General features: G+C 71.6%; 18 protein-coding genes. 6 read left to right on the forward strand and 12 right to left on the reverse strand.

Annotated features, from left to right (window positions below; genetic code table 11):
- Window positions 1-66 precede the first annotated feature (66 nt).
- Complete coding sequence (locus F4560_RS07095; protein ID WP_312868693.1) at window positions 67-816, reverse strand: SDR family NAD(P)-dependent oxidoreductase; 750 nt, start codon at window positions 814-816, stop codon at window positions 67-69.
- 297 nt (window positions 817-1113) lie between these two features.
- On the opposite strand from F4560_RS07095, the gene F4560_RS07100 reads away from it, so the two are divergent.
- Together F4560_RS07100 and eno are read left to right on the forward strand one after the other, a co-directional pair.
- On the forward strand, window positions 1114-2070 hold the full coding sequence (locus F4560_RS07100; RefSeq protein WP_184917812.1) for a nucleoside-diphosphate kinase: 957 nt from the start codon (window positions 1114-1116) through the stop codon (window positions 2068-2070).
- Between the two features lie 207 nt (window positions 2071-2277).
- Window positions 2278-3558: a phosphopyruvate hydratase gene (gene eno / locus F4560_RS07105; protein ID WP_184917815.1), complete on the forward strand. Its 1281-nt coding sequence runs from the start codon at window positions 2278-2280 to the stop codon at window positions 3556-3558.
- A gap of 130 nt (window positions 3559-3688) precedes the next feature.
- Here eno and F4560_RS07110 read toward each other — a convergent pair whose 3' ends face one another.
- From F4560_RS07110 to F4560_RS07140, 7 genes are read right to left on the reverse strand one after another with little or no spacing between them, the layout of a single operon-like run.
- Window positions 3689-4486: an ABC transporter permease gene (locus F4560_RS07110; protein WP_184917817.1), complete on the reverse strand. Its 798-nt coding sequence runs from the start codon at window positions 4484-4486 to the stop codon at window positions 3689-3691.
- Window positions 4483-5250 carry an ABC transporter permease gene (locus F4560_RS07115; RefSeq protein ID WP_184917820.1) on the reverse strand — a complete coding sequence of 256 codons (768 nt, stop codon included), beginning with the start codon at window positions 5248-5250 and terminating at the stop codon, window positions 4483-4485. Before F4560_RS07115 ends, F4560_RS07110 begins: the two co-directional genes overlap by 4 nt.
- On the reverse strand, window positions 5247-6206 hold the full coding sequence (locus tag F4560_RS07120; protein WP_184917823.1) for an ABC transporter ATP-binding protein: 960 nt from the start codon (window positions 6204-6206) through the stop codon (window positions 5247-5249). Before F4560_RS07120 ends, F4560_RS07115 begins: the two co-directional genes overlap by 4 nt.
- Entirely contained in the window at window positions 6206-7294 is a 1089-nt protein-coding gene (locus tag F4560_RS07125) for a nucleotidyltransferase family protein (protein WP_184917825.1), read from the reverse strand. Before F4560_RS07125 ends, F4560_RS07120 begins: the two co-directional genes overlap by 1 nt.
- 7 nt (window positions 7295-7301) lie before the next feature.
- A complete protein-coding gene (locus F4560_RS07130; RefSeq protein ID WP_184917828.1) occupies window positions 7302-8483 on the reverse strand; it encodes a M16 family metallopeptidase in 1182 nt (393 codons plus the stop codon).
- A complete protein-coding gene (locus F4560_RS07135) occupies window positions 8476-9345 on the reverse strand; it encodes a GNAT family N-acetyltransferase (protein WP_184917832.1) in 870 nt (289 codons plus the stop codon). Before F4560_RS07135 ends, F4560_RS07130 begins: the two co-directional genes overlap by 8 nt.
- On the reverse strand, window positions 9329-10543 hold the full coding sequence (locus F4560_RS07140) for a M16 family metallopeptidase (RefSeq protein WP_184917835.1): 1215 nt from the start codon (window positions 10541-10543) through the stop codon (window positions 9329-9331). The genes F4560_RS07135 and F4560_RS07140 overlap by 17 nt, the downstream gene beginning before the upstream one ends.
- Before the next feature lie 584 nt (window positions 10544-11127).
- Between F4560_RS07140 and F4560_RS07145 the strand changes: the two genes are divergently transcribed.
- On the forward strand, window positions 11128-11364 hold the full coding sequence (locus F4560_RS07145) for a hypothetical protein (protein WP_184917838.1): 237 nt from the start codon (window positions 11128-11130) through the stop codon (window positions 11362-11364).
- 129 nt (window positions 11365-11493) lie between these two features.
- Entirely contained in the window at window positions 11494-12480 is a 987-nt protein-coding gene (locus F4560_RS07150) for a LacI family DNA-binding transcriptional regulator (RefSeq protein WP_184917841.1), read from the forward strand.
- Between the two features lie 165 nt (window positions 12481-12645).
- Here F4560_RS07150 and F4560_RS07155 read toward each other — a convergent pair whose 3' ends face one another.
- Both F4560_RS07155 and F4560_RS07160 read right to left on the reverse strand, forming a co-directional pair.
- Window positions 12646-13860 (reverse strand): SGNH/GDSL hydrolase family protein, encoded by a 1215-nt coding sequence (locus F4560_RS07155; protein ID WP_221483374.1) that lies wholly within the window; start codon window positions 13858-13860, stop codon window positions 12646-12648.
- A gap of 53 nt (window positions 13861-13913) precedes the next feature.
- On the reverse strand, window positions 13914-14561 hold the full coding sequence (locus F4560_RS07160; RefSeq protein WP_184917844.1) for an MBL fold metallo-hydrolase: 648 nt from the start codon (window positions 14559-14561) through the stop codon (window positions 13914-13916).
- Between the two features lie 142 nt (window positions 14562-14703).
- Here F4560_RS07160 and F4560_RS07165 point away from each other — a divergent pair, with 142 nt between their 5' ends.
- The gene (locus F4560_RS07165; protein ID WP_184917847.1) at window positions 14704-15888 is read left to right on the forward strand and encodes a glycosyltransferase; all 1185 of its coding nucleotides are present in this window, start codon (window positions 14704-14706) and stop codon (window positions 15886-15888) included.
- Here the strand turns inward: F4560_RS07165 and F4560_RS07170 are convergent.
- Together F4560_RS07170 and F4560_RS07175 are read right to left on the reverse strand one after the other, a co-directional pair.
- The gene (locus F4560_RS07170; RefSeq protein ID WP_221484056.1) at window positions 15846-17573 is read right to left on the reverse strand and encodes an ABC transporter ATP-binding protein; all 1728 of its coding nucleotides are present in this window, start codon (window positions 17571-17573) and stop codon (window positions 15846-15848) included. The genes F4560_RS07165 and F4560_RS07170 overlap by 43 nt on opposite strands.
- The gene (locus tag F4560_RS07175) at window positions 17570-19207 is read right to left on the reverse strand and encodes an ABC transporter ATP-binding protein (protein ID WP_312868701.1); all 1638 of its coding nucleotides are present in this window, start codon (window positions 19205-19207) and stop codon (window positions 17570-17572) included. Before F4560_RS07175 ends, F4560_RS07170 begins: the two co-directional genes overlap by 4 nt.
- A 186-nt stretch (window positions 19208-19393) precedes the next feature.
- Here F4560_RS07175 and F4560_RS07180 point away from each other — a divergent pair, with 186 nt between their 5' ends.
- Window positions 19394-20740: a lysine N(6)-hydroxylase/L-ornithine N(5)-oxygenase family protein gene (locus F4560_RS07180; RefSeq protein WP_184917857.1), complete on the forward strand. Its 1347-nt coding sequence runs from the start codon at window positions 19394-19396 to the stop codon at window positions 20738-20740.
- The last annotated feature ends 71 nt before the right edge of the window (window positions 20741-20811 follow it).

Consider the following 20811-nt stretch of genomic DNA (forward strand, 5'->3'; position numbering starts at 1 on the left):
GAGAACGTAATCGGCCGGATTGGCGGGTCACCGTGAGGTCGTAATACGCGAATCGCGAGGAATCGGTCACCAGGTCGGTCGGGCGGTGATCCCACCGTCCACGACCAGGTTGTTCCCGGTGATCCACGACGCCATCGGCGAGGCCAGGAAAACGCAGGCGTCACCGACGTCCTCGGGTCGACCGAGGCGACCCATCGGCACGGCCCTGGTCCACCGCTCGACCCCGTCCGGCCAGTCTTCGGCCAATCCCGGTCGCTCGATCAAACCGGGCGACACGGTGTTGACGCGGATGCCCCGCGGCCCGTACTCCAGGGCGGCCGACCGGGCGTACATGATGAGAGCAGCCTTCGACGCGCTGTAGTGCGCGTGCCCGGCGGCGGGCTGGAGGCCTTCGATGGAGGCGATGTGGGTGACCGACCCACCTTCCGGCAGCACCTCGACGGCGGCCTGGGTGCAGGAGAACGCGCTGGTCAGATTCACGTCCACCACCGCACGCCACTGCGCGTCCGTCATGTCCGACAGCTCCTGCACCGGCTGCACGCCCACGCAGTTGACCACCGCGTCCAACCGCCCACGCCAAGACGCCGCCTCGCGCACCAGCCGACGGCACTCGTCCACGGACGAGAGGTCGGCCCGCAAGCCGGTCGCCCGACCACCCGCCGTAGTGATCTCCGCGACGAGCGCCCGCACGTCACCCCGATGCCCGTGCACGACCACCGCCGCCCCGGCCTGCGCGAACCGCACCGCGATGCCGTGCCCGATGCCCCCACTGGCCCCGGTGACGAGCGCGACCTTGTCCGTGAGAAGTCCTGTCACGGGCACGGAGAGTAGCGCCAAGCCCCGGCAAGCGCCGCCTGTCACCGAAAGGTCCCGGCGTGGAATGTCGGTGTGGCGTTCAAGGCCCTCGCGCAGCTCGCTGACCAGCACGAATGCGCGTTCGCCGAGGACGTGTTTCGATCAACGGCATGGCGCTTGACCTCGTCCATCCTCCGAAGGCCCGACCGGGAGACCGGATCGCGGTCCTCTCGCCGTCGTCGGCGGCGAGGACCAGATCACGGTGATCCCGCACCTCGACGCCGACCTCGTCCAGTCGGACCGGACGGAAACAGGCCGATGACCCCCGGCCCGGTGATCGACCTGGACCCCGGTGACCAGGAGTGGGTCGGGCTCACCCGGTCGGCCCGCAAGCGCGAGCTCTTCACCGAGGACCTGTACTTCAGGGAGGCCTGGGCGGACGCCGTGAGCGTCTTCGGGGACCGCACCACCGCCGTCATGGGCGAGGTGGCGCTGTTGAACTTCAAGTGCGACGGGCTGATCGGCCGCCGGATAGGCGCCACGCTGGATTTCCTGTCCACCAACGGCTTCCAGGTCGTCGGCGTCTCACCCATGCGGCACAACCGGCACTCCATGCGGGAGCTGTGGCGCTACAACTGGCACGTCTACACGGTCGACCGGCTGGCGCTGACGACCGTGATGCACGCCGCCACCGACACCATGCTGCTGATCCTGCGCGACACCCGCTACGACGGCGTGGTGCCCGGATCGGTGCGGCTGGCGGACATGAAGGGCTCGGCGAACCCGGCCGGCCGTGACCCGGACAGCCTGCGTTCGGTGTTGCGGCCACCCAACCAGGTGATCAACTTCGTGCACGTCGCCGACGAGCCCGCCGACATCGTCCGCGAGGTCGGCATCTTCCTCGACCGGGCGCAACGGCGTGAGCTGTTCGCCCTGGTGCGCGACCGGTTCACCACGGGCGCGGACGAGGAGGCCGCGGCGCTGCGCGTGAAGCTGGAAGCCGAGTACCCCGAGAACGACTTCGACATCGCCAAGGCGCTGCTGCGCGTCGAACGGACCGGCTCGGTGAGCGCCGCGGACATGGCCGAGCTCCGTGCCGCGGTCGACGGGGGAGAGCCGCTGGGCTGGGACCGGCTGCGGGCGATCTTCCCGCCGGACTCGCCGGTGGACCGGTGGGACTTCGTGATGATCGCGACCGACACGATGGTCCCCGAGCGCACGGGCGTGGTCGACCTGCTCCCGGCCGGCAGCCGCGCGGAGTGGGCCGGACCGTGAGCGCCGCCCGTTAACAGCACGTTAACGGCGTCCACGGGCCACCGGTCGCCATCCGCGCACCCCTTGGTCACCGAGGGCCGAAACCGCCGCTGTGACATGATTCAGCCGGGCGGGAAACATGTTGATGACAATCGAACCGCGCTCGGCGGGGAAGCCACAACGGCGTGGTCCTCAGCCGCCTGTGGTTATCCAGAGCCGAGGAGTGAGATGACTGCCATTGTCCGAGTGGTCGGCAGGGAGATCGTCGACAGCCGGGGCAACCCCACTGTCGAGGTCGACGTGCTGCTGGAGGGCGGTGCGCGAGGTCGGGCGGCGGTTCCCTCGGGGGCGTCTACCGGGACCAACGAGGCGGTCGAGCTGCGGGACGGCGACAAGAGCCGGTACCACGGCAAGGGTGTGCGTGCGGCGGTCGACGCGGTCAACGGCGAGATCTCCAAGACCATCCTGGGGATGAGCGCCGAGGCCCAGACGGACCTGGACCGCACGCTGATCGACCTTGACGGCACCCCGAACAAGGCTCGTCTCGGCGCGAACGCGACGCTGGGCGTGTCGCTCGCGGTGGCCAAGGCCGCCGCCGCGCACCACGACGTGCCGCTGTACCGCTACGTGGGTGGCGTGTACGCGCACCTGCTGCCGATGCCGATGATGAACATCATCAACGGTGGCGCGCACGCGGACAACGCGATCGACTTCCAGGAGTTCATGATCGCGCCGGTCGGCGCCAAGACCTTCGCAGAGGCCGTGCGGGTCGGTTCCGAGGTGTTCCACACGCTCCGCAAGGAGCTGCACGCCGCCGGGCACAACACGAACGTCGGCGACGAGGGCGGCTTCGCGCCGAACCTGAACTCCGCCGACGAGGCGCTCCAGTTCGTCGTGGACGCGATCGAGAAGACGGGCTACACCCCCGGTGACGACATCGCGATCCTGCTGGACCCGGCCGCGTCCGAGTTCTACGCCGACGGTGTCTACGACTACGCCGGCGAGGGCCGCAAGCGCACCGTCGAGGAGCACGTCGAGTACCTGGCCCAGCTCGTGGCCAAGTTCCCGATCGTGTCGATCGAGGACGGCATGGCGCAGGACGACATGAAGGGCTGGAAGCTCGTCACCGACACCATCGGCGACCGCTGCCAGCTCGTCGGCGACGACGTGTTCTGCACCAACGTGAAGTTGCTGACCGAGGGCATCGAGGCGGGCATCGCCAACTCGATCCTGGTCAAGGTCAACCAGATCGGCACGCTCAGCGAGACGCTGGCGACGACGCAGACCGCGCACCGGGCGGGCTACTCCGTGGTCATGTCCCACCGGTCCGGCGAGACCGAGGACACCACGATCGCCGACCTCGCGGTGGCGATCAACTGCGGTCAGATCAAGACGGGTTCGCTGTCCCGTTCCGACCGCACGGCCAAGTACAACCAGCTCATCCGCATCGAGGAGGAGCTGGGCTCGGAGGCCCGCTACGCGGGTCGTTCGGCGCTCAGCCGGGGCTGACGCACGACAGAACGACCGGTGCCCGCTCGTCCCACTTCGGGGCCGGCGGGCACCGCGCTGTCCAGGGGCCGGTGGGTGTCCCGGGCCGGTGCTGTCCGGGACTGGTGCTGTGCGGGGCCGGGTGTTCGGGTCAGTCGCCGAACTCGATCGAGCCGTCCCGCCGCCCGCTCTCCGCGAGGTGCCGGAAGGCGAAGCCCGCGACCACCAGCCAACCGGTCGCCACGCACAGCTCCAGCGCCGCACCGCCCGCCACCACGCCCGCCGGCGCCCCTGCCAGCAGGTCGCGCACCGCACCCAACCCGTGGGTCAGCGGCAGCACCTCGGCCACCTGCGGGAACGGCGCCGGCCAGAACGTCGTCGGCACCTGGACCCCGCACACGAGCATCAGCGTCAGCGAGCCGATCCCGCTCACCAGGTTGCGCACCTCCACCTTGCGCAGCACGAACGCCGCCAGCACCAGCCCGAAGCAGTACGTCGACCACGACACCAACGCGATCAGCGGCAACGCGAGCAGCGCCCGTGGCATCGGCAACGGCAGGCCGAACAGCGGCGACAGCACGAACAGCGCGATCGAAGCGCACAACGTCCCGTCCAGCAGCCACTGCGCGCTGCGCCCGACGAACAGCGGAAACGCGCTGGTCGGCGCGGCCACCAGCAGCGGCAGCGTGCCCGCCTGCCGTTCCCACGCCGTCGACGCGCACACGAACAGCGACACCAGCGCGGCGATGAACACCGCGTTCCCGACGAGCAGGTACTGGGTGCGCTCGGCCGACCCGAGCAGCCGCCCGATCACGGCGTAGAACGCCACCTGCGTCAAGATCCGGGACAGCCACGCGAACGACCAGGTGCGCCACGTGTAGATCACCTTCAGGTCGGCCCGCGCGCTGACGAACGCGGCGGCCAGCACCCGCACGTTGTCGCGGATCACGCGAAGCTCACCGCCCCCGTCGTGCGGACGCGTTGCAGGATGCGCCGCAGCACCCACACGCCCACCACCATCGCGGCCAGCCCCAGCCCGGCCACCACGGCCAGGCGCGCCGGCGCGTTCGGCACGGCGCCCGGACGCAGGCAGTCGCGGATCAGGTCGGTCGACCACGACAAGAAGATGACTTTGGTGATCGGTTGCAGCCACTCCGGCAGCAGCGGCGCGGGCACGACGGCACCGCTGAGCAGGTAGAACGGGTACGACAAGGCGTTCTGGAACGTCCGGGCCGACCGGGACAGCACGAAGACGCCCGCCAGCGCCGACGCGGTCATCGCCATCGCCACGGCGGTCAGCGCCAGCGTCGCCGCGAACAGTCCCACGTGGTGGACGTCCACCACCACGCCGAACGTGAGGCGAGCCACCACGACGCTCTCCACCAGGGAAAGCAGGCTGATCACCGTGATGGTCGTGGTCCGGCCGAGCACCACCAGCGACAGCGGCGCGGGCGTGCTGATCAACGCTTCCAGCGTGCCCTGGCCGCGGTCCGCGTCGATGATGTCGCCGGACTCGTTGATCGCCATCTGCCACACCGCGATCACCGTCGCGCCCACCACCGCGTACGGGGCCAGGTCCGCCCTCCCGGAGTGCACCATGATCGCGACCAGGGCGAGGGTGAACAGCGGTGTGGCGACGAGCGCGCTCAGGTTCGCGATCCGGCGCATCTGAAGCCCCTGGAACCACACCGCGGCGCCGAAGACCGTGATCACCGCACCACGCTGCCCCGGTCGCCGATGACGTGCAGGTAGACGTCCGCCAGCGACGGCTTGCCGGTGGAGATCCGCGCGACGCCCGCCTTGACCAGCAGCTCGACCACCCGTGCCGCCGCACCCGCCGCGTCGGTCTCCACCACCAGCGAACCCTCGGCCCGGGTGGCGTCCCGCACGCCCGGCACCGCACGCACGGCGACGGCCACGTCTTCGGGAACGTCCTCGGCGACCACCCGTTCGTAGGTGCTCAGCCAGTCGCCGATCGTCCTCGGGTTCTCGGTGGCCACGAGCCTGCCCTCGTCGATCAGCGACACCCGGTCGCAGACCGCCTCGGCCTCCGCCATGTCGTGCGTGGTGATCAGAATCGTCCGGCCCTCCGCGCGCAGTTCGCCGACCAGGGCGCGGAAGTCCCTGGCCGCCACCGGGTCCATGCCGATGGTGGGCTCGTCCAGCACGAGCAGCTTGGGGTCGCCGATCAGCCCGCGGGCCAGGTGCAGGCGCTGCTTCATGCCGCGCGAGAACGTCTCGACGCGCTCGTCCGCCCGGTCGGCCAGGCCCACCCGCTCCAGCAGGGCGGCGGACCGCTGCCTGCCGACGGATCGCGGCTGCCGGTACAGCGCCGACCAGTAACGCAGGTTCTGCCGCGCGGTGAGCCTGCCGTACAGGCCGCGCTCGCCGCCGAACACGATGCCGAGGAGACGTCGCACCGCGGCGGTGTCGGAGACCACGTCGTGGCCGAAGATCTCCGCCCGGCCGCCGGTCGGCAGCAGCACGGTGGACAGGATCTTGCACAGGGTGGTCTTGCCCGCGCCGTTCGGTCCCAGGAGGCCGTGCACCTCGCCTACGGCGACGGACAGGTCGATCCCGTCCAGGGCGACGCGCGGCTCCTGCCGTTTGCGCTCGTAGGCGCGCCGCAGCCCTTCGACGACGACGGCCGAGCCGGTCGGTTCGCTCATCAGGCCCCACCAGCGCGGTCGGCGTCGACACGGTCCAGTTCGGCGAGTGCCCGGTCGTACTGCTCCTGGGTCACCTCGGGGTGGTCCACCATCAGGTAGTCGCCGACCGGGGTCTCCATCACGACACCGCCGTCGTACCGCAGCACGCGGGACCGCGTCATGTCGTCGCGCCGCTCCTCTCGCAGCAGCAGGCCGCCGACCTCCCGGCCCGCCGCCAGCGCCGCCGCGATCGGGTCGTCCGGCGGTTCCGGCGATGACCAGGCGAGCCGCCGCTCCCGTTCCCGCGCGGCCGAGTCACGCAACGGCGGCAGCGCGTCGGCGAGCCCGCCGAGGTCGGTCTCGGGCGCCGCGAGTTCCAGCAGTTCCAGCAGTTCCGGCGCGAGGTTCCACTCGACGGCCGCGGCGGCGACGTCCGCGCCCGACCGGACCAGCGGGGCGAGCACGGCCACGTCGACCAGGTCCTTGGCGGTGAAGGCGCGCTGGAACCGCTCCTCTGCCACCGCGAGCAGATCGGACGTGACCGGGTCGGCCGGCAGCGGCACCCGGACCGGCACCGACCCCTGGTCGCCGGGGAACGCCGCGGTGGACAGCTCCACCCGGTGCTCCTTGTCCAGGAACGGGTCCGCGCCCGGCCACGCCAGGTCGATGATCAGGTGCTGCTCGGGGTGGCCGTACACCGACACCCCGACCGCCTCGACCGGGCACAGCTCAAGCACCGCCCGCACCGCGCGCCACAGCGCCTCCTCGTCGGCCACCACCAGGTCGAGGTCGCCGACCGCGCGCACCAGCCCGTCCGGGTAGTGCCGGGCGATCGACGGTCCTTTGAGGACGTTGACCGGCACGCGCGCGGAAAGCCCGGCGAGGACCCCGGCGTAGAGCGTCCGGCGCGTCGTGGTGCGGTTCAGCTCGTCCGACGAGCCGCTGCCCAGCGCCATGCCGTCGCGTGCGAACGCAGACAGCACCAAGGCGGGGAAGGACCAGCCGTGGTCGCGAGCGGTGCGCACCAGCACGTCGGGTGTGTCGTCCTCGTCCACGTCCAGCAGCCGGTGGAGCAGGGCGAGGTCGACACCGGTGGCGGTGGTGGTCATGGGGTGGTCATCCTCCGGCTCGTACCACGGTCGTCAGGTTGGCCAGCACGTCGGCGGCGGCCTCGGCGATCGCGCCGGCCGGCACCGCGGTCAGTGCCGCCAGGTCCGCGTCCGCGGACCACGGGACGCCGCCCGCACGGGACCGGACACCCGCCAACTTCGCAAGTTCCAACGGGTTCTCGGTCTGGAGCAGCAGTTGCACTTCCGCCCGGCGCTTGGCCGTGCGCAGGTCCTCGTCCTCGGGTCCGCGGTCGGCGAGTTCGCCGAGCAGGCCGCGCACGATCCGCTCGACGCGGTCGCCGTTGCCGTCGTCGACACCCACGAGCATCCGCCACGCGCCGGCCTCGGTGTAGCCGCGGTCCCACGTGTCGAACGCGTAGCCGAGCGCGTGCTCGTCACGCAGCCGCCGGTACAGCAGGGACGCGGGGCTGGAGTCCAGCAGCAGCGCCAGCAGGTCGTACGCCGGGCGTTCCGGGTCGCCCATCGCGGGGGAGCGGACGCCGAAGCACAGCCAGAAGTAGCCCTGCGGCCAGGTGATCGGGTCCCGCCGCACGGGTGTGAGCGGCGTGCGGTCGTCGGGCAGGCGGTCGTCGGCGAGGTTCGCGATCACGTCGCCGGGCAGGTCCGGGATCTCGGGTCCGACCACGGACAGGCTCACCGGGCGGGTCAGCACCGCGCCGGTGTGGTGCGCGCGCACGTGCTCGGGGCGGATCGCGCGGATGCCCTCCGGTGTTCCGCCGACCGGCGCGCCGAGCGGGTGACCGGGGAACAGGGCTTCGAGGATGGCGTCCTGCGCCTGCTCGCTCGGATCGGCCGCGCCACCGGCCAACTCCTGGAGCACGACGTCCTTCTCCCGCTCCACGGTCGCCTCGTCGGTGTCGAGCGAGAACGCCGCCTCCAGCAGCAGGTCGAGCACTTCCGGCGCGTCGTCCGCGTGCACCTGGGCGTAGAACTGCTGTTCCTCCAGGCCGGTGTGCGCGTTGACCGTGCCGCCCATCCGCTCGGTGCGCCGGCTGAACGACTCGCCGCCGCGCAGGGGGGCGGACATCACCAGGTGCTCGACCAGGTGGGTCAGGCCGCCGAGGCCGTCCGGGTCCGAACGCGACCCGCACGTGACGGTGAGGCAGAGACTGGTGGTCCGCAGACCTGGTTGGACCGCGGGCAACAGGGTCAAGCGGCGGTCAGCCACCGGGAACCACCTCCGCCGGCCGTGCGAGCGAGGACAACGGGAGTGACCAGTACGTGGTGTCCGGCCGCCAGCCCTTGGCCAGCAGCGCGTCGAAGACCTTGTCCGCGGTGGCGTCACCACCGGACACGTAGCCGCGCAGCGGGAGCCCCACCCGTCGGGCGTGCTCCACCGCAGCCGACGTGAGCAGCGGTCCCACGGGGGTGCCGTGCGCGCGGGGCAGCACGAACTGGTCGAACAGCTCCAGGCGGTCCTGGCCGGTCAGGTCGTCCTGGTCGGGCAGCACGGTGGCGTGGCCCGCGAAGCCGTCGCCGTCGTGCGCGACGAACACCGCACCCACTTCGAGCGCCTCGACGAACAGCTCGGCCGCATAGTCGTCCACTGTGGACTGGTCTGTGGTGGACCCGGACCGGCGGTAGCCGTCGACCAGCGCGGCGGCGAACAGCGGCACGACGTCGTCGGCGTCGTCCGCGGTCGCCCTCCGCACCTGCGTGCCCGGTGCCGGACGCGCGGTCACGAGCCGATCGGTGGCGAGCACGTAACGCATGTAGGCCGCACCGCCGGGTGTTGTGGGCGGCTCGCTGCCGGCGAGGAGCACCAGCACCAGTCGGTCGATCTCCGGGTGGCGTGCCGCCGCGGCCGTGGCCAGCTCCGCCACCAGGTCGGATCCGGTGTGGACGGACGGCGCGAGGAACGTGACCAGGGCGCGGGCGTCGCCGCTGACCTCGTCCACTTCGGGGGTGATCACGACGAGGTGGTCCGCCACCCGGGCGAGCGCGTCGGACCCGGCCAGCAGCTCGGCGACGTCGGCCGCGACGCCCAGCGCGCGGAGCTCGGCCGCGTCGGCGTCAGGACGCGACGACATGCGTGTAACCCTCCAACACTTGTGCGGCGAAGGCGCGGACATCGCCGTGGCTCACTCCGGCGAGCAGCCGCCGGACCGCGTCGACCGGGGGTTCGTCCGATCCGGTCCGGGGCAGCCACGCGCAGTCCAGGTGGGCCAGCGCGACCGGGTCCTCGTTGTCCAGCAGCACGGAGCCGACCGCCTGCCGTTTCGCGGCGTCGAGGTGCTCGCCCGCCAACCGGCCGGACGCCACGGCTTCGAGGCAGTCGTGGACCGTCCTCTCCACCAGCGGGACGTCTTCCGGCGGCGCGCCCACGACGACCGACCACGAGCCGACGTCGTGGTAGGCGGTGTGGAAGGACTGGAGTTGGTAGCCCATGCCGAGTTCGCCGCGCAGCCGTTCGTACAACACCGAACCGGGGGTGCCGCCGATCGCCGCCGCGAGCACTTCGGCCGCGGCCCACCGCGCGGTGGAGCGGCCCGCGCCGGGTCCACCCGCCACCAGGTACGCGTAGTCGGCGTCGGGGTCGGCGGCCGGTCGGGGCGGTTCGAGTGGTGTCCAGTCGGGTGGCGTCGGTGCGCCCGCCTGCTCAAGGCGGGCCAGTTCGCCGACGGCGAGCACGTCGAACGACTCGGCGAGCAGATCGGGCGGGCCCACCAAGCTGATGCCGACCGGGTACGACGCCAAGGTGTTCCGGTGCGCCCGGAGCACGTCCTCGGCGGACGGCTCGGGGAAGTCGTCGGGGTCGCCGCCGACGGGACGGGCGAACGGGCCGCCCGCGAACAGCTTGCCGTGGAACGATTCCCTGGCCACGTCGATCGGATCGGCCGCCGCGGCGAGGAGTTCCTGGAGGACGACCGAGCGCTCGGAGGCGCACAGCTCGTCGGTGATCCGCGGCTGTGCGACCGCGAGGTCCAGGTGGCGCACGCACTCGACCGCGGCCTCCGGGGGCACGCGGGCCCAGAACACCACTGCCTCGTGCGACGTGGAGGCGTTGGACTGGCCGCCGACGGAGTCGACCCACTTGCTCAGCGAGGTGTCACCGTGGCAGGGCGCCTCGAGCACCAGGTGTTCCACCAAATGAGACAGTCCACTCAGGTCTGCGGCATCGTGTGCGGCACCCGCTCCGAGTGACACGCACACGGTCACGCTGCGAACTCCGAGCGACCCGTCGAGCGCCACGCGGACGCCGTTGTCCAGGGCCTTCACCACGAACATCGCGCTCCCGGGGGTGTTGCGATCCGAAAGGAGTGCGGGGGCGGCGTCCGGGGACACCGCCCCCGCTCCGGGCACTACTTGCCCTTGCCCTTGATCACCAGCTTCGGGCGCAGCGTCGCCATGTGGTTGCGAGTCATTGTGAACCTCCCTTCAACGTAGTTCCCGGTCGCGCGAGCGCCACCGGAAATGGGGCTGGGCCGGGAGATCACGAGTAGGCGAGAGGCCGAGTCCCGCAAGCTCCCCCTGTTGCGGTTGCCGCCACTGTGTTTCCAGCGGGTGCAACGTGTCGGCCAGACTACGACCGGTGACCGGGTGGTGACCGAGGACGACTCGGATGTAACTTCGGACTCGCGCGTCACGACTGCCGGGCGGCTGCCCCCGCCGGCGGCGTCCGAAGCGCGGGATCTGCGCCGACGCGGGTCTTGCCGCTCTGGAACCGCCCGGCCGCCACCGCAACGGGCACTTCGGTCTCCAACTCCGTGAGACACCGCTTTGTGGCCGTAGCCGACGCTTCGCGGTAAGACTTCGCGGGGTCGCGGCGATATGCCCAGTGGACACCTAACTGGGGACGACGGTGAAAGATCATGTATGACGAGTTGAACCATCGGGCGCGGGCCCTGCTCCGCGCGATCGAGGCGGGACGGGCCGAAGTGACCCGGAGCAGCGAGCCGGACCTGAAGGTGGACGGCCTGCTCTGCTCCGACCAGGTCGCCGCCCGCGAACTGGCCCACGCCGGACTGCTCCGTCCGGCGCAACCGGGTCCCATCGGGCCGTGGGTGCGGGCGGAGTTGACGCCCGCCGGACGCGCGATCCTGGCCTGACCACCGCGAATCCCGGTCTCACGACCCTTGACGCTGCGTGCGCATAGCGGTTGACTGCGTGTCCGTAACCGGTTTCGGTACCGGTTACGCAGCCGCTTTCACTGGGGTCAGCAGCCGAGGAGTGTCACCGTGCGGGTCACGATCGCCGAAGTCGCCCAACGCGCCCAGGTGAGCAAGGCGACCGTGTCCCGCGTGCTCAACGGCAAACCGGACGTCGACGCGGCCACGGCGGCGCGGGTGCGGCAGGTGATCGCGGACGTCGGCTACGTGCCCAGCGCACGGGCCGTCGGCCTCGCCCGTGGCCGCGCCCGCACCGTCGGCATGCTGGTTCCGTCGCTGACCTGGCCGTGGACCGGCGAGGTCGTGCAGGGCGCGGTGGACGAGCTGGAGGCCGAGGGGTACGGCCTGCTGCTGTACACGGTGAACCGGGGCGCGGAGTCGTTGGCGCAGTTCGCGAGCCACGTGTCGGCGAAGGCGTTCGACGGGCTGCTGGTGATCGAGCCGCCGGACACGTTGAGCTACATCGAGACCTTGTACGACCAGGGCCTGCCGGTGGTGATGATCGACGACCGGGGCAGCAGGCCAGGCTTCCCGTCGGTGACCACCACGAACCGGGAGGGCGCGCAGCACGCGGCGCAGCACCTGATGTCGGCCGGCCGCACCGCGTTCGCCGTGGTGACGGGGCCGTCGAACTTCGGGTGCGTGCGGGAGCGGCTGGACGGTTTCCTCGACGCCCTGGGTGACGCGGGCGTGCACGTCGACCCGCGATTGGTGGTGGAGGGCGATTTCGGCACCGATCGCGGTGCGGAGGCGACGGAGAAGATGTTGGCCACCGGCCTGCGCTTCGACGCGGTGTTCGCGCACAACGACCTGTCGGCGCTGGGCGTCATCCGGGCGTTGAACGCGGCCGGCCGGACCGTGCCGGAGGACGTCGCGGTGGTCGGCTTCGACGACGTGCCGATCGCCGCGCACGCCGAGCTGACGACCGTGCGGCAGCCGATGCGGGAGATGGGCGAGGCCGCCGCACGACTGCTGTTGTCCCGGCTCGAAGGCGCGGTCCTGGCGCCGGAACCGGTCGTGCTGCCGACCGAGTTCATCGCCCGCCGATCCGGCTGAGCCGAGCCGGGCCTGTCCCGCGCGGCCGCCGCGGACAGGAGTTGCGAGTAGCCGGGCCGGGCCTGTCGCGCGCCTGCCGCGAACGGGAGCCGCGAACAGCCGGGCTGGGCCTGTGTCGCACAGGCCCGGCCCGGATCTGCACGTGCGGTGTCTCGTTACGGGTGGTCAGCGGAACAGGCGCAGCGGGATCGCCTCGGCCATCGCCTCGTTGCCCTTGTCGTTGGGGTGCAGGTGGTCGCCGCTGTCGAACGCCGCGAGGAGGCGGTCCGGTGCGGCGGGGTCGCGCAGCGCCCGGTCGAAGTCGATCACCGCGTCGAACGCGCCGCCGGTGCGGATCCACCGGTTCACCTCTTGCCTGGTGGCCTCGTTCTCCGGGCTGTAGAAGCCGAACGTGTCGTCGCGGAACGGCGTGATCGTGCCGCCGTACACCTTCAGGCCGCGTTCGCGCGCCCGTGCGATGAGCTGCGAGTGGCCGGCGATGATGTCCGCCGCGGTGACCTTCTCCGACGCGGGCGCGGTGGGCGTGCCGGGGTGGCCGATGTCGTTGACGCCCAACAGGACGATCACGTGCCGCGCGCCCGGCTGGACCAGCACGTCACGGTCCAACCGGCGCAGGCCGCTCTCGCCGAACAGCGCCGCGTAACCCTCGGCCGGTGAGCCCGCCGGCGGGTTGGGGTCGTGCAGCAGGCGGTTGCCCGCGATGCCCTTGTTCAGCACGCCCAGGTGCGGCGCGCGCCGGGCGAGGTAGTCGGACCAGCGGTTGTTGGCGTTGAGGGACGTCCCGGCGGTGATCGAGTCGCCGAACGCCACCACGGCCGGAGCCGCCGACCGCACGCTCACCCCGGACAGGAAGTACCACCGCTCGGTCGTGCTGGTCGGAGTGATGTCCGCGCTGCCGGTGACGTTGCCCGCCGCGATGTAGTTCTGCTGGTACGCGAACGCGCTGGTGGTCGTGCCGGGCGTGTGGTTCGGCAGGTGGACGCTCACGAGCAGGTCCACCCGGGCCTTGAGTCGCAGCGGGATCGGGTCGCTCAGCGCGGGCGCGCCGGGCGGGATGGTGACGGCCTTGCGGCCGCCGAACGTGACCAGGCGGTCGGTCGACGGCACCGCCCGCGCGCCGGAGTCGCGGAGTGCCACGTGCGTCTCGCCGACGACGAGCGGCGACGTGCCGAACTCGTTGGACAGCCGCACGCGCACCGAGTCGCCGCCGACGCTGGTCCGCACGACCTGCCGGATCGTCTGGTCCTGGAACGCGGTCGAGTCGCTCGCCGGCACGGTGGTGACCGCGCCGGACCACGTGCCGACCCAGCGGTCGGGGGAGGCGGCGGCCGGGGCGACCCCGAGCAACGCCAACACCAGTGCGGCGACCAGAGCTCTCACGGCGGCACTCTCCTCAGCACGTCGACAGAAAGTTTCGATCGAGTGCTCGATAGTTAAAGCCGTAGGCGACTCCCGGTCAAGAGCGGATCGCCGTGGCCGACGCACAGGACGTCCGGCCCGAGGTCCAGCAGGCGCCGCACCGACTCCAGGAGCAGCGGTCGGTCGAGGTTGAAGACGCCGGGGATCGCCGCGCCCTCCCACGTCGCCACGGTGTCGCCGGTGAACAGGACCCCGGCGTCCGGCAGGTGGATCGCGATGCTGCCCGGCGTGTGCCCGGGGATCGACAACACCCGCGCGCCGCCGCCGAAGTCCAGCACGTCGCCCTCGTCCACCTCGCGGTCCACGGGGGAGTGGGGTGCGATGGGCGCGCCGGGCGTCACGCGGTCGTACAGCTCCCGTTCCTCCGGCGGCACGATCGGCGGCGGCGCGGGGGCGTCGCCACGGATCACCGGGGCCTCCAACCCGTGCGCGTACACCGGCGCGTCCGTCAACGCCCGCAGTTCCGCCGCCGACCCGATGTGGTCGTCGTGGAAGTGCGTCAGCACGATCCGCTCGATCCGACCCAGTTCGGCGATCCGCTCGGCGTACCCGGCGATGCCGGTGTCGATCACGGTCAGCGCGTCGCCTTCCTGCCACACGTACGCCTGCCCGACCGGGAACCGCAGCATCCGCAGGCCTGGCACCACATCGATGATCTCCACGCCACCTACGCTAAGCCGCCCGAAGCAAGCCCTCACGCCGGTTTCGCCACCGGCAGACAGTCGCGTGCGCGCAACGCGATCAGGGTCGGCAGCGATCGGCTGTTCGGCGTAACGGGTTCGCCGGTCGGGCCGATTCCGAGGTATGCGCCTCTTGTTCGCGACCACGGCCAACGCGGGCCACTTCGGACCGATGGCGCCGTTCGCGCGAGCCTGTGCGGACGCTGGGCACGACGTGCGGGTGTGTGCCCCGGCCTCGTTCGCCGGCGCGGTGGAGCGGGCCGGTTTCCGGCACCTCCCGGTGCTGGATTCGGACCCCGCCGTGATGGGGCCGATCTTCGCCCGGCTGCCCGAACTGCCGATGGAGGAAGCCAACGCGGTGGTCGTCCGGGATGTCTTCGCGGGCCTGAACGCCCGTGCGGCCATGCCCGGCGTCGAGGCGGCGGTGCGGGAGTTCGAGCCGGACCTGATCGTGCGCGAGATGGCGGAGTTCGCGTCGTTCGTGGTCGCACGGCGGCTGGACGTCCCCCAGGTGGAGATCGCGCTCGGCCTGGCCGAAATGGAAGCCGCCGCGTACGCGATGCTCGGTGACGCCTTGGCGCAGCTGGGCTGCGACGACGATGGTGATCTGCTCACCACGCCGGTGCTGACCTGCGTTCCGGAGTCGCTGGACCCCACCGACGGCCTGCCCGCCCGGCCGGTCCACCGCTTCCGCTACGAGCCGCCCCCGGCGACGGCACGCGGCCTGCCGGAGTTCCCGAACCCGGACGACCCGCTGATCTACGCGAGCTTCGGCACGGTCGCCGCCGCTCTCGACCCGTTCCGCAAGACGTACCGCGCGCTGGTCGACGCGCTGGCCGACCACCCGTTCCGGGTCCTGCTCACGGTCGGCGAGGCGGCCGATCCCGACCTGCTGGGTCCGACCCCCGACCACGTGCGGGTCGAACGGTTCTGGCCGCAGCAGGACGTCATGCCGCACGCCGCCGCCGTCATCGGGCACGGCGGCTTCGGCACCACCATGACCGCGCTCGCGGCCGGCGTTCCCCAGGTCGTGGTCCCGCTGTTCGCGATGGACCAGTTCCACAACGCGCGGGCCGTCGAGCGGGCCGGGGCGGGCGTGGTGGTCGACGCCGCGCTCACCGACCTGGTCGACGCCCTGTCACGCGTGCTCCGGACCCGCCCGGCCGCCCGCCGCCTGGCCGCCGAGATCGCGGATCTGCCTCCCATCGCCGGCAGCGCGGCCGTCCTCACCGAAACGCCATCCTCACCGAAGCTCGGTCCTGACCGTCAGGACCGGGTGCCCGACCAAGCCGACCACAGCACGGCGTAACGACCACCGGCGGCCAGCAGCTCCTCGTGCGTGCCGCTCTCCACCACCCGACCGGCCTCCATCACGACCACGCGATCCGCCGTCACGGCCTGGGTGAGCCGGTGCGCCACCAGCAGCCCGGTCCGCCCGTCCAACGCCCGCGCCGCCGCAGCCTCCAACTCCCGCGCACCCGCACTGCCCGCGTCCGCCGTCGCCTCGTCCAGGATCGCCACCGGCGGATCGGCCAGCACGAGCCGGGCCAGCGCCAACTGCTGCGCCTGCGCCACGGTCAACCGGTGCCCGCCCTCGCCCACCACCGTGTCGAGCCCGGACGGCAACGCCGACACCCAGCCCGCCGCACCCACCCGCTCCAACGCGGCGAGGACGTCGTCATCCGTGGCGTCGGGCCGGGCCAGTCGCAGGTCGTCGGCCAGCGGACCGGCGAAGACGTGCACCTCCTGCGTGATCAACGCGACCGACCGCACGGCCGACCCGAGATCCACCCCGCCGAGGCTGATGCTGCCGCTGGTCGGCTCGTGCACGCCCGCGATCAACTTGGCCAACGTCGTCTTGCCCGCACCGGACGCGCCGACCAGCGCGACGCGTTCACCGGCGCCCAACTCCAGGTCGACGTCACGCAACACCGGGTGTCCGTCTACATAGGAGTAGCCGACCCCGGCCAGCTTGATCGTCGTGTCGACCGGCCGGACCCGCCCTTCCAGCACGGGCATCGGCTCGTCCGTCACGCCCACCAGCCGTGACAACGACGCGGTCGCCGCCTGCACGTCGTCCGCCAACGCCAGCGCCGCGTTGATCGGGTTGAACAGCCCGTGGAAGTACAGGGCCGCGGCGGTCGCCGTGCCGACCGAGGCGGAACCGTTGCCCACCAGCAGGAACCCGGTCACCAGCACACCGGCCAGACCGATGAACTCGGCCAGGTTCAGCCGCCCGTAGAACCGGGTCAGCAGCCGGATGCCGCGCAGCGCCAGGTCCACCGCCTCCTGCGACCGCGACCGCACCCGCGACACGTGCGACGACGCCAGCCCGAACGTCCGCACGGTCGCCGCGCCGCCGATCGAGTCCAGCAACTGCTGCTGCTGGACGCCGACTGCGACCCGCTGCGCCGCGTACAGCCGCACCGCCCGACCCCCGTACCAGCGCACGGTGTGCACGTGGATCGGCAGCGCCAGCACCACAGGGATCAGGAACCGCCAGTCCAGCACCGCGATCCCGACCACGGTCAACCCGATCGTCAACGCCGACCGCGCCATCACCGGCAGCGCGTTGCGCACCGCGTCACCGATCACCTGCACGTCCCGCGTCACCCGTGAGGTCAGGTCGCCCGCGCCCGCCTTCTCCACCCGTTCCAACGGCAGGTGCAGCGCGCGCTCCACGAACCTCTCGCGCAGGTCCGCGAGCATCCCCTCGCCCAACCGCGCCACCAGGGACGTGCCGAACGCCGTCGACACGCCCTGGACGATCGCGACCAGCACCAACACCACCACGGGCCACGTGAGGTCGGACGATCCCGCGCCGACGAGGTCCACGATCCGGCCCAGCACCGGCGCGGTCACCAACCCGGCCGCCGTGCCCGCCAACAGCACCAGCAGCGCCCTCCACGCCAACCCGCGGCGCGGTCGCACCAACTCGCCCACAGCGGCCCAGGTCCGCGTGCCGGACGCGGTCGCCAACAGCTCGCGCATCAGCTCAACACCACCAGTCGGTAGTCCTCGTCCGCCACCAGGTCCACGTGCGCGCCGGCCGAGACGACGACACCGGAAGCCAGGAACACCACCCGATCCGCCGCCGCCAACAACGCCGGGCTCGTCGCCACCACGATCGTCGTCAACCCCGCCCGCATCTGCTTGATCCCGGCGGCCAACGCCACCTCGGTCACGGCGTCCACCGCAGTCGTCGGGTCGTGCACCACCAGCACCGGGGGAGTGGCGGCCAGGGCACGCGCCAGCGCCACCCGTTGCCGCTGCCCACCCGACAGCGACCGGCCACGCGCCGAGATCACCGTGTCCAGCCCGTCCGGCAACGCCCGCGCCACGTCGTCCACCCGCGCCGCGTCCATCGCCTCGTCCACCCGCACCCCGCCGGCCGACACGTTGTCCCGCACCGATCCCTCGTACAGGTCCGCGTCGTGCGCCGCGACCAGCACCGCCGACCGCAGCGCGGAACCTTCCACAGTGGACAGCGGCAGCCCGTCCAACGTCACCGAGCCCGAGGCCGGGTCCACCTCGCGCGCCAGCACGGCCAGCAACGACACGGCGTCCGCCGGATCACGTGCCACCACGCCCAGCAGCTCACCGGGCGCGGCCGTCAACGACACCTCGCGCAGGGACCCGGACACCACGTCCGTCAACTCCACCCGCCCGGCCACTGAAGACGGCAAAGCGGACGAACCCGGCGGCACGGCCGGGGGAGCGGACAACACCTCGGCCACTCGTGCGGCCGACGCCCGGCCCTGCGCGAACAGCCCGTTCACCCACGAGAAGATGGCCAGCGGCCACAGCAGGAACTGCGCCAACCCGACCGCGGCCACCAACTCGCCCACGGTGATCGACCCGGACGCCGCCAACTTGCCGCCGACCAGCGCCACGATCGCCAGGAACACGCCGGTCATCGCCAGCATCGACCCGTCCAGCCAGGCCCGTGACCGCGCCGCCCGGATCGCCGCCTCCATGGACGACCGGCTGGTCACCCGGTACCGCTGCGCCGCGGTCGCCTCCGCGCCGATGCCCTTCAACGCCCGCAGCCCGGCGACCAGGTCGGCCGCCACCCCGGACGCCAACGCGGCCCGGTCCTGCTCGGCGTCACTGCGCCGTTCGAGTGGCTTGCCGAGGAAGTGCGCCAATCCCAACAACACCGGCGCGGCCACCAGGACCAGCAGGCCCAGCACCACGGACACCCGCAGCAAGGCCACCGCGCCCACCAGCACGCCGATCACGGCGGCGAAGGCGATCGGCAGCGCCAGGTTCACCTGACCGACGCGTTGCGCGTCGCTGGTCGCGATGTTCGCCAACTCGCCGGACAGCCTGCCCCGTGCCACGCCGCCGTCCGCCGACAGCACCCGCGCGGCCAGCTTGGACCGCACCTCGTGCGCGGCCTGGTGCGACGCCTTCTCGCTGTTGCGCAAGGAGAATCGGAAGCTCAGCGACAGCGTCACGAACACCGCGGCCAGCACGCCGATCCAGAACGCCAGCCGCCCGCCCGCGCCGGTCCGCACCGCTTCGTCGATCACCACGCCGATGAGCAGGGGCACCGCGGCCTCACCGGCTTGGTGCGCCGCGCCGAGCGCCGAAGCGACGGTCACCGACTTCCACTGCCCGGTCACCGCATCCCTCAGCACAGTATTGGGGACAGCAGTCTTGAGGTCGGGTTCCACCCGGTGCCGCCTTCCGCTAATTGGTAGGTGAGGCTACCCTAATGAAAAGAGAGGCCTGGATCACTCCCGCTGCGGATCAGCTTAGGTTAGGCTCACCAAAGTTCGATCATCTGTTGTCGCACTGATGGGACACCCATGCCACAGCCACCGGTCTTCGACGTCCTCGGCGTCGGCTTCGGGCCCTCAAATCTGGCCCTCGCGATCGCCGTCACCGAGTACAACGCCGCCGCGCGCCCCGAAGACGTGGTGACCGCCCACTTCCTGGAACGCCAGCCGGAGTTCGGCTGGCACCGGGGCATGCTGATCGAGGACGCCACCATGCAGGTGTCGTTCCTCAAGGACCTGGTGACCCTGCGGAACCCGAACAGCACCTTCACCTTCCTCAGCTACCTGCACGACCGGGGCAGGCTGGTCGACTTCATCAACCACAAGAACCTGTTCCCGCTGCGGGTCGAGTTCCACGACTACTTCGAGTGGGCCGCAGGCCGCGTGGACGACCTGGTGTCGTACGACCACGACGTGGTGGATGTCCGGCCGGTCACCGAGGACGGCCTGATCACGCACTTCGACGTCACGTCGCGCACGTCGTCCGGCGAGGTGGAGGTGCGCCGCGCCCGGAACCTGGTGCTGGCCACCGGTCTTCGCGCGGCCCTGCCCGACGGCGTCCGGCCGTCCGAGCGGGTCTGGCACAACCGGGACTTCCTGCACCGCGTCGAATCGCTCACCGACCCGCGCCGGCTCGTCGTGGTCGGAGCGGGGCAGAGCGGCGCCGAGGTCACCGCGTTCCTGCACGAGCGGTTCCCGTCCGCCGAGGTGTGCGGGGTGTTCGCCCGCTACGGCTACAGCCCCGCAGACGACAGCTCGTTCGCCAATCGGATCTTCGACCCGGACGCCGTCGACGACTACTTCGCCGCGCCCGAGCAGGTCAAGCGCCGGCTCATGGACTACCACGGCAACACCAACTACGCGGTGGTCGACAACGACCTGATCGCCGAGCTGTACCGGCGGGTGTACCGGGAGAAGGTGTTGGGGGAGCAGCGGTTGCGGCTGCTCAACCTCTCCCGCGTCGCCGAGCTGGAGGACTGCGCGGACGGCGTCACGGTGACCGTCGAATCGCTGGGCACCGGCGAGCGCGAGGTGCTGGAGGCGGACGCGATCGTCTACGCCACCGGCTACCGCGAGGCCGACCCGACCGCGCTGCTCGGCGATCTCGCCGACCGCTGCACGCGTGACGGGGAGGGCCGGCTCAGCGTCGGCCGCGACTACCGCCTGGACACCGACGACCACCTGCTCGCCGGGCTGTACCTCCAGGGCGGCACCGAACACACGCACGGCATCTCGTCGTCGTTGCTGTCCAACACGTCCGTGCGGGTCGGGGAGATCCTCCAGTCCGTGCTCGGTCGCCGTGAACCCGCCGTGTCGGTCCAGTCGGCCGATCCCGTGCAGCCCCGATTCGCGATCAGCGTCTCACCGGCTCACTGAAACCCCACGTCATAGGTTAGGTTATGCAAACCTAACTGGTAGTACTGCGGCGCGCCGCCGCGCCTCCGAAA

The organism is Saccharothrix ecbatanensis (genome assembly GCF_014205015.1).
GTDB classification, from domain to species: domain Bacteria; phylum Actinomycetota; class Actinomycetes; order Mycobacteriales; family Pseudonocardiaceae; genus Actinosynnema; species Actinosynnema ecbatanense.